The sequence below is a fragment of the Candidatus Gracilibacteria bacterium genome (assembly GCA_041660965.1).
Classification (GTDB): Bacteria; Patescibacteriota; Gracilibacteria; order BD1-5; family JAGOOR01; genus JAGOOR01.
This window is the reverse complement of sequence record JBAZVH010000001.1, coordinates 691,331-701,116: the sequence shown is the minus strand read 5'-3', so window position 1 is coordinate 701,116 and position 9,786 is coordinate 691,331. Positions and strand designations below refer to the sequence as shown.

At 40.2% G+C, this 9,786-nt stretch carries 9 protein-coding genes; 7 read left to right on the top strand and 2 right to left on the bottom strand.

The annotated features are described in order from the left end of the window. Window positions 1-1,308 (bottom strand): hypothetical protein (locus WC753_03500; GenBank protein MFA6080514.1); only part of this gene is annotated, 1,308 nt, incomplete at its 3' end. 10 nt (window positions 1,309-1,318) lie between these two features. Then, complete coding sequence (locus tag WC753_03495) at window positions 1,319-2,017, bottom strand: exonuclease domain-containing protein (protein MFA6080513.1); 699 nt, start codon at window positions 2,015-2,017, stop codon at window positions 1,319-1,321. 198 nt (window positions 2,018-2,215) lie between these two features. Between WC753_03495 and WC753_03490 the strand changes: the two genes are divergently transcribed. The 7 genes from WC753_03490 (at window position 2,216) to WC753_03460 (ending at window position 9,388) form a co-directional block, all read left to right on the top strand. Next, complete coding sequence (locus tag WC753_03490) at window positions 2,216-2,611, top strand: hypothetical protein (GenBank protein MFA6080512.1); 396 nt, start codon at window positions 2,216-2,218, stop codon at window positions 2,609-2,611. Between the two features lie 40 nt (window positions 2,612-2,651). Continuing rightward, on the top strand, window positions 2,652-3,458 hold the full coding sequence (locus WC753_03485) for a WecB/TagA/CpsF family glycosyltransferase (protein MFA6080511.1): 807 nt from the start codon (window positions 2,652-2,654) through the stop codon (window positions 3,456-3,458). Window positions 3,459-3,515: 57 nt separating this feature from the next. Beyond that, on the top strand, window positions 3,516-4,739 hold the full coding sequence (locus WC753_03480) for a glycosyltransferase family 2 protein (GenBank protein ID MFA6080510.1): 1,224 nt from the start codon (window positions 3,516-3,518) through the stop codon (window positions 4,737-4,739). 65 nt (window positions 4,740-4,804) lie between these two features. Beyond that, on the top strand, window positions 4,805-5,560 hold the full coding sequence (locus WC753_03475; GenBank protein ID MFA6080509.1) for a hypothetical protein: 756 nt from the start codon (window positions 4,805-4,807) through the stop codon (window positions 5,558-5,560). Window positions 5,561-5,748: 188 nt separating this feature from the next. Further along, the gene (dnaG, locus tag WC753_03470) at window positions 5,749-7,401 is read left to right on the top strand and encodes a DNA primase (GenBank protein ID MFA6080508.1); all 1,653 of its coding nucleotides are present in this window, start codon (window positions 5,749-5,751) and stop codon (window positions 7,399-7,401) included. An 11-nt stretch (window positions 7,402-7,412) separates the two neighbouring features. After that, window positions 7,413-8,897 carry a sigma-70 family RNA polymerase sigma factor gene (locus tag WC753_03465; protein ID MFA6080507.1) on the top strand — a complete coding sequence of 495 codons (1,485 nt, stop codon included), beginning with the start codon at window positions 7,413-7,415 and terminating at the stop codon, window positions 8,895-8,897. A 74-nt stretch (window positions 8,898-8,971) separates the two neighbouring features. After that, on the top strand, window positions 8,972-9,388 hold the full coding sequence (locus WC753_03460) for an NUDIX domain-containing protein (GenBank protein MFA6080506.1): 417 nt from the start codon (window positions 8,972-8,974) through the stop codon (window positions 9,386-9,388). The last annotated feature ends 398 nt before the right edge of the window (window positions 9,389-9,786 follow it).

Here is a 9,786-nt window from a genome sequence, read left to right as displayed (position 1 = left end):
AAAGTATTCTTGTGCCACTGTTTCATTGTATCAGAAAGGAGAGAGTTTATGAGGAAAGAATTCTCACCATTCTCCTGTACTTCTCATATGATCGATGATCTTTCCACAGAGCGTCTCATATTCTTGGGTTGAATAAGACTTATTGAGGATGCAGTGATGAGCTTTTTTGAGAGAAGAGCACCCAAAAAGATGCTGACTTCCATGACAATTATTGAGATAGAGACCATCAGTACAATCCCAGACATACGTACTAAAGGCGTTATTTTGCGCGGGAAACGGACTCAGACATTCATAGCACCATTGGCTCCCGAGAGCCGTATAGTTGCAATCATATCCGTCCATACTCCATCGGCCAGTACTGACATATCGGAGACGTTCTCACTTGGAATAATTGAAACAATAAAAGCAATCTCCACACTCATTGAGATAATCTCCGATACAATTTTCATTTTTTATCCCTTGAACGGCTTGATGCGGTACGTGAGCAATCATCTCCAGAAAACGCTTTTGGAGAAGTGGAAGATGTTCTTGGAGCGAAATCCGTGCTCTCTCTTTTTGATACTCATCTGGAGAAAGTTGCGTATTATTGATACAGTATTCCTTGCCTCTCAGATTCGAACAAAAAAGACAATGTGTACAATTTTTGCAGTCATAACAAAATTGACAATCCCGACAACTCGCAAGTTCTTGAGAAAAATAACAATTGTAGCAGCTATGCGTATCGACGACCTGATAACAGTATTCTGAATCATTTGCATGGTAAAAATCAAGGCAATTTTTCGATCCATTTCCCTGATATCCATACAGCAGGTTTTCTCCAAACATGGTCGATATAATCAGATAACAATTTTTCATATTCCCCGAGTGAAGTGTAAAATCACTATTTTCGAGATTCTTTCCGAGTGACGCTGGAAGAGGTACCTGTCTCATCAGTTCATGAAATTGCTCAAAAAATCATCGCTCAAAATCAAATGGTCTTCCATAGTCAAGCGGTGACCAATCATCACTCCACCATACTTTCTGATCATAGACTACATAAGGAGATTCTGGAGCATACATTCAGACAGTTTCTCTTCCGGTCTTATCACAGGTTCTCTTATAAAGCTTTCGCTCGTTACGAAAAGAAAGCCGCCTCTTTTGTCTCTCATCCGGACACAAAGTTGGGCTCGGAATGCTATACTTCTTCCCTCTGAAAACAGGAGAAATCCGATCATAAAATTCTAGATCTTTGTCAGTAATCACAAAATCTTGACCTGAAAGCAGGCACTTCTTTGTCTCAATACTCTGTTCTCCAGGAGGTAGTATCATAGAGATGTGGCTAAGATTTTTCGAGATAATATCTCGCTGTATACAGTACATCTTCATCCGTAAAATCGGATTTATTGACTACCCAGTCCAGATAATCTCGTGGGACTTCGCTCCACAGAGTGCCTTTATGTTTGCCAAATTTACACATATAGAGCACTGATGGACGTGACGAGATGTCGATCATGAGTGACTGTAATTCTTCCTCATTTTTCTCTGGATTCTGAGCTTTGAGAGTTTCGTGAAGTTTATAAAATACTTTTTCGAGAACGAGGACATCACCAAGGGCATCATGCGTTTGTGGTTTTTCCGCAAACTCGATACCGAGATAGTATCGCAGGTATTGGAGCTTATGTTGCTCTATTTCTGGATAGAGATAACGAGCCAGACGAAGCGTGCAAATAGAAGAGCTGATTTCGATGCCTTGACGGACCAATACGTCGATATCATACGTGGCATTGTGAGCGACCAGTGTATAGGTTTTGAGGAGTTTCTGGAGATTTCACGCATCGGAAGAATCACGAAAAAGCGGTTTATCAGCTATCTCTCATTCTGTGATATGATGCACTGCCATGGCTGAGAAATCCATAGCCACACCCCCAGTACTATACAGGGCTGAGAAGTATTCAAATCTATCTGATGGCTTATAGGCGAGCTGTATCAGGATAGGATCCGTGGTGCTATGCGTTTCGGTATCGAGAAAAAGATACATAAGGGAAAGGTTAATAAGTTTAGTAGGTTTATTGGGTTGATAGGTTCTGGACTAATAATCTGTTCGCTGTGGCGAATTCCTTTCTCTAACTCCTGCTTCTGCTCTATCTATCCATAGCAGATAATATCGTAAACCCCTGAAAAAGAAAGAGGATATAGAGAATTTGCAATACCATCATATATAGAGTATACTAATTCTATGGATAAAAATCCTCCTTCATTGCCAGAATCTCATGCAAAACCTGAGACCGTTTCAGAGAAGATAACAAGAATATTGGGATATGAATTTACGAATCCAGATTTTGTACGATTTATAGATACTTGTGGAGATATTGATCAGCTTAACTGCCTCGAACGCACAGATGGTATCCGGCTAAAAACTCAAGAAAGAGTCGTAAGAATGATTCGGTGATGGGAAATAGAATGTACTCATTCTATAGCCAATGAAGCCATAGAAATAGTGCATGCTGAAAAAGAGGCAAATAGAAAATTACGATGAGCCAATATTCCAATAATCCTTAGAAAAGCACAAGTATTATTAAGAGAAGAACACCGCCCTGTATTTGAAGCAACGGGATACCGAGGAAGAAAATAACTATGATTTGATAAGTACGTATTTTCAGTACTATATCGGTATGTTTTCCCATACCTTTTTTGGCATCGATTTTATCAAAAGCTCCTACGAGGATTGTCTACGAGAGATTCAAATACGCCTAGTGGAAGGACAAAAAACACTGATAGTGACCCCAAATCCTGAAATGCTCTATGCGGCATCGCAAGATGCAGAGCTCCAGAAAATACTGGAGTCAAGCGATATGGCTCTACCCGATGGAGTAGGGATTTTTGTCGGATATCAGATAAGAGCATCACGACTTCCGAAATGGATGAAATATATGATGCTCCCCTATTGGTGCTTGCGTGCTATTATGCAGACAGAAAAATTTCGAAAATACTACGGAGAGCGCATCACAGGATCAAAAATCACACCAGATATTCTCTCCTATGCCGCTCAAAATAGTATTTGAATAAGTATTATCGATCCTCCCGTGACTGGGAACAGTCCGTGAGATACACTCAAAAAAGAATCACAAAAAACGATGAAAGATATTCTCCAAAAAAAATATCCATGACTGATGTGTGATATTATCCTCGCAGACAGTGGTGGGAAAGGTGATTATTGGCCCATAGTGCTCACGACACACGGCAATGGAACACAAGAAAAAATCGTAACGCAAATTCTCGCAGAAAATTCTGAGGTTCTCCTCGGTATAGGAGTTGGGAGCTCTATTGATCTTTTAACAGGATTTCGAATACCAGCACCGATATTCTTTCGCCGTTTTGGTGGCGAGTGGCTCTATCGGCTGTATAAAAACCCGAGAAAACATATAAAGAGAATAGGAAATGTGTGGCAATTTCTAAAAATATGTTTAGGAGAAAATTAAACTCGCTTTTCCAAAAAAATATTTATAATAAGCGAAAATACCATAAAGCTTGGGCATATGAATCAGTTTTTCCAAATTATCAGCTATATTTTTCTCTTCTTCGTTTTTTACTTTGAAATCTTTATTCTTCTCTCATTCCTTGAGAGAAAAAAGACACCAGAAAGTAAAGAGATGATTGAAGATATGCCGGTCACTATTCTCATCCCCTGTTTCAATGAAGAGACCACAATAGTAGGCACTTTAGAATCTATTTTTGAGCTGAATTATGATCAAGAAAAACTCCAGATTATCATCATCAACGATGGGTCAACAGACAAAACAGCAGAACTCCTAAAACCATATGCGTCACATCACAATATACAGATTATTCATAAGGAAAATGGAGGAAAACATACCGCTCTCAATCTCGGGCTCGAATATTGTACGACGTCTTTTGTTTGATGTCTCGATGCGGATTCATTTGTCGTTCCAGATGCTCTTCGTCAGATAATGCACAAATTCGCAGACCCGAAAGTGATGGCCGTGACGCCCTCTACAGTCATCTGGGAAGCGAAAACATTGATACAAAAAATGCAAAGGGCCGAATACCACTATGGAAATCTCATCAGATATGCGATGTCACTGATGCATGCTATTCATATCGCTCCTGGACCATTTTCTTTCTTTCGAAAAGAAGTCTTCGAAATGCTCTGAAACTACAAACATGCGCACAATACTGAGGATATGGAAATCGCGATGAGAATGCAAAAAAATAATCTCAAAATCGTACACTCCCCTCGAGCTGTGGTCTACACTTCAAGTCCTAGTACTATCAAAAAACTCTATAAACAACGCGTTCGATGGGTCGGTGGCTTTCTCGGGAATCTGATAGATTACAAGAATATGTTGTTCAATAAAAAGCATGGTGACCTCGGGATTATCGTCCTTCCTATGGCACTCATCAGCATCCTCCTCACGATACCATTTGTTCTCGCAAGTGTTTATAGGATGATCATAAGCATACAGAGCACAATAAATGATTATTGGATATACGGACTCAAGCATTGGAAGTGGGAAAATTTTGATATCTTTTTCGTAAATATGAATACTATGTGACTCCTAACGTCTGTTTTACTCCTGATTCTCATTTTTTTGCTCGCCTGCGGAAAGCGGATAACATCAGGAAAATGGGAGATAAGTGGAGACTTTATTTTTCTGATGCTCTACACATTTATAGCTCCTTTTTGGCTCTGAAAAGCTCTCTACAATAATGTCCAGAAAAAACAAGCCAACTGGAGATAATCACACGAGCTACTCTCTCATCTTAATACTTCTTGTAGCCATCTTAATACTTAATACTTTTCTTTATGATCGACTGGAAAAAATATATCATCACCTTTATTATGACAGGCACAGTCTTTGGCTCAGCCGTTGTCGTCAATAATTATTTCAATCGGACACGTGTCGTGGAGATGAAGTCTATTTATGAAAGTATCTCAACCGATATCCTCGCGAGTGAGACACAGTTCTCACTCATCTCAGAACTTTCATGCAAAGAAGTAGGAAGTCAGATTCTCTCTCAAGAGCTCGTAGATCTGGCTCGAAAAATTGAATTTACAGAACAAAATGTTGGAGCGAAAAGTCCCGATATTGTCCAACTAAAAAAGTTTTATTCTCTCTTGGAAATCAAAGACTATCTCCTTATGAAAAGAATCACCGAACGGTGTGGCAAAAAAATTATGTTTGCTTTTTATTTTTACTCCAATTCAGATAAATGTGATGACTGTATCAATGCGGGTAATACGCTCACAAAACTTCGTGAAAAATATCCTCAACTCAGAGTCTATTCTTTTGATTACATCCTCGATCTCTCTGTTATAAAGACCCTTATCTCTATATTTAATATTGAAAATACCTTACCTGCTATGGTCATGGGGGATAAAGTGAGTTATGGGTATAAAAATATCGATGAACTGGAGAAGCTGCTCAGGACAGCGTATCCACGAGAGATGAAGCTTATTGATGATGAACAGAAAGCGAAAGAGGAAGCAGAAAAGGCGAGAATAGAAGCTGAAAAAAATGCTATCCTCCTCGAACTCGGCAAAACAACAAGAAAAGAATAAGCGCTAGAATCAGAAAACAGCCAAAGCAGAAGAGAGAGAAAGGATTTATTCGTTCGGATAACCTATGAAATCAAGAAGAGTAATAGTCATAGTAAAAGTCATAGGAAGGAATTATCTATTTGGTAACAACTCAATAAACTTAAGAAACTCAGTAAACCTAGTAAACTTATTAACTTCCCCCATCCCCTATGTCCTCCACACTTGTCTCTGACATAGAATCACGTATCGATATCGTCGAACTCGTGCGAGAATACGTACCTCTCAAAAAGTCTGGAACGAATTGGAAATGACTCTCTCCTTTTAAGGCGGAAAAAACACCTTCTTTTGTCGTATCACCCGCCAAACAAATTGCCTACTGTTTTGCAACAAATCAAGGAGGGGGACCACTACAAATACTCATGCTTTTAGAAAAAATAGAATTTCGGGAAGCACTCCAAATACTCGCTAAAAAAGCATGAGTAGAGCTCAAGACAGATACCGTGCAAAACCAAACCAGTGATGAAAAAGCACTCCTCATAAAGCTCTATCAAGAAGTGGCAGCATTTTATACCAAAACATTGTGGTCACCCGAGGGGGAAAAGGCACGCGAATATATCCTCGCACGGGGACTCTCAGAAGAGACACTGAAGACGTGGGGGATTGGTTATAGTCTTGAGCCACGAGAAATGTTTGAATCGATGAAAAAGAAAGGTTTTTCAGAAAAACTCCTGCTCGAAAGTGGCATTTTTATATCGGGATATAAAGACCGATTTTTCGGACGACTGATATTTCCTATACGAAATTATCGCTGAGATGTCATCGCTTTCTCAGGAAGAACGCTCAAATCAGGAAGTGATGAGGCAAAATATGTGAATTCTCCTGAGACACTTATTTTTCATAAAAGTAATATCCTCTTTGGTATCGATCGTGCAAAGCAATCCATCGCAAAAGCAAAAAAGGTCATCATCGTGGAGGGACAAATGGACACAGTCAGTCTCCATCAGGCCGGTATAGATAATGTCGTCTGAATCAGTGGCACGGCCCTCACAGAAGAACATATCCGACTCATCCGACGTCTGACAGACCAGATTTACCTCTGCCTCGATCGAGATGAGGCAGGCACATTGGCGATTCTGCGTTCAATAGAAAATCTCCAAAATGAAGCAGTGGATATTTATGTGATTGACCTCGGAGGAGCAAAAGATCCTGATGAATTTCTCCGGTCATGAGGAGATTTTTGAGAAAAAATACAGCATGCCAAACCTGCCATAGAATTTCTTATAGAAGCTGGGGCACAAAAGCATAATATCACAACAAATCAAGGCAAGAAAGCTCTCCTACAAGAAATTCTCACGATGATAACCCATATGCAGGGGACGGTGGAAATCGACCAATCCCTGCGTCTTACGGCAAAAAAACTTGATTTAAGCTTGCAAACTCTCTACTCTGAATACAATAGAGCAGTTCGTGGGAAAAAGTATGAGAAACCTCAGACCGAAAGTGCATCTCCACAGCTCTCATGACAAGACTATCTTATCGCTTATATAGCGGGTCTTGTGGGAGGAAAAGAACTATTTTTGGAGCAGTGTATTTTCTATACTGAAATGTCTCACGATGCCTCATTTTTAAACCTCCAGCATTGTCTGGAAGGTACTCTCGATGACGAGACACTCCGTATGTATGAGCTCCGTTTTGAAACTCTTACGGAAAATAAAAAACCAGAGACTCTCTTCCAAGAATTCAGTGAACTTATCAAAAATACTGATAAGGCAATTTTTCGAAAGCTCCAAAAAGAATATGCTCACGATCTTCAGAAACTGCAAGATCTCCTCATAAAGGCAAAGGAGAAATCACTTATTTAATACACTTTTCTATGTCTACCCCTCAGGATAAAAGAAAAAAAACTTCTCCAATTTCAACAAAAAATAAAGAGAAAAAAGATGTGATACAAGAAATATCGCTCGATGATATCGATGTCTGAAGGACGCCAGAGACAAAAGGACACGAAAAGAAAGAAAAGGAGATTTTTATTCCCCCAAATTTTGAAGAAAATGAGGATCCGCAAGACTGGAAAGTCCCTCTGAAAAAAGTCATCGCTGAAGATGATGATACTCTAGATCACGAAGATCGTCATGTCCTAGAACAAATCGAGGAAGATGAGATGCTCTTTCGAGAAAAATGACCAAAATCCCAAGGAAATCGTATCAATGTCGATCGTGATAAGGATGGACGACGCGTCGGAAAATGATTTAATACTTTTATCGATACTTCACTTCCGGAGGAGCTCGTACAAGACATACCAGACAATATCCAAGAACTGATAAAAAAATGAAAGGTGGAGTGAAAAATCAGTCAGGATGAACTCACCGCTCTTCTTCCAAGGGCCGAAGAAGATATCGACCTTCTCGATCGTGTCTACAATGCCTTGCTCGTTCTCAAGATAGAACTCGTCGATAATCTCGAACGTGAAAATCTCTTTGAATCCTCAAAAGAGGATGAAGAAGAAAAGCCAGAAATGATCGATCTCTCAGTCATCTCAGATGATTCGATTCGAATGTATCTGAATGAGATCGGACGCTACCCTCTGATCAATGGTGACGAGGAAGTACGTCTCGGACGTCTGATAAAAAAATGAGATCAAGCCGCTCGAAAAAAACTCGCAGAATCCAATCTCCGTCTCGTCGTCTCAATCGCCAAAAAATATATGGGTCGCGGTCTCGGACTCCTCGATTTGATTCAAGAATGAAATGTCGGACTCTTTCGTGCGGTGGATAAATTTGATCCGGAAAAAGGGTTCAAATTCTCGACCTACGCGACGTGGTGGATCCGTCAGGGTGTCACACGTGCTATCGCTGACCAATCACGCACCATACGTGTCCCAGTACATATGACAGAGACGATTAATCGATTCAATTATACGTACCGGATGATGACACAGGAATTGAATCGTGAACCATTGATTGAAGAGCTCGCTGCCGAACTCGAAATGGATGTCCGAAAAGTTCGCCAGATTATGCGTATTTCCCAAGATATTCTCTCTATCGACACCCCCGTTGGAAAAGAAGAAGATGCCACACTCGGCGACTTTATCCAAGATGAGAAATACGAGAAACCTGATGATGCAGCGAATATGCATCTCGTAAAAACCAACCTCTACGATATGCTCGACTTCCTCACACCTCGTGAGCGAAAGATAGTCATTATGCGATTTGGCCTTGATGGTGGTGAAGTACACACGTTAGAAGAGGTCGGAAAAGAATTTGGTGTGACTCGCGAGCGTGTCCGACAGATCGAAGCAAAGACTCTCCAAAAACTCAAAAACCATCCTGCCAGCGATAAAATCAGGTATTTCTTCTAGCATTCCCGTCATTCCTGCGAAAGCAGGAATCTACACTGTCTTATTATCAAGACATAAATTGCAATATATCTCCTATGAAAACACGCGTTATTGTCAGTGCAGTTATCGAAAAAGACCAAGACCTACTTTTTGGAAAAAAGAAAAAAGATGTCGGACCATATCCCAATACTTGGCACCTCATCGGTGGTGGTGTAGATGATGAAGAATCTTTGACTGATGCGATACAGCGTGAAATCTTAGAAGAGGCAGGTATTGAGGTGGAGATTATTAAATCGCTCGGATTTGATGAAGATTTTGAACCAAATAAACATGGTGAAATGACTCACTATATTTTTCTCGTGTATCTCGCGAGATATGTTTCAGGCGAAATCAGAGCTGATGATGATATTGAGGAACTTAAATGGATACCAAAAGAAGAGCTTACCAAAATCAAACTCAATAAACCGTCTATTAAATTATTCCAAGCAATGGGTTATCTCAACATACCATAGAAACTCCGACAATCCCACACGGTCTCGGTATCCTGAAACGAGAACCCGAAAGAAAGTACTGTTTATGAGCTATGCCACTTTGATAAAGGGGGTGGGGGATAAGAATAAAGTCCCCCTGTCAAGGGGGATGCCGTAGGCAGGGGGTTTTCACTGGTACCAACCCCCTTTGTCCCACTCACTGTCCCATCCCCCTTGACAGGGGACTTTCAAATGATTTTATTTTTTTCGTTCTCTCAAATTCCCCTCCCACCTTTCACAAGGGGGAGGACTACAGTATAGTGCACTTATTTCACATACATCTTCGTCCAGTAGTTACCAAAAACTCAAAAACCATCCTGCAAGCGATAAAAACAGGTATTTCTTTTAGTTGACAATAATTATTTTAAATTATAATCATC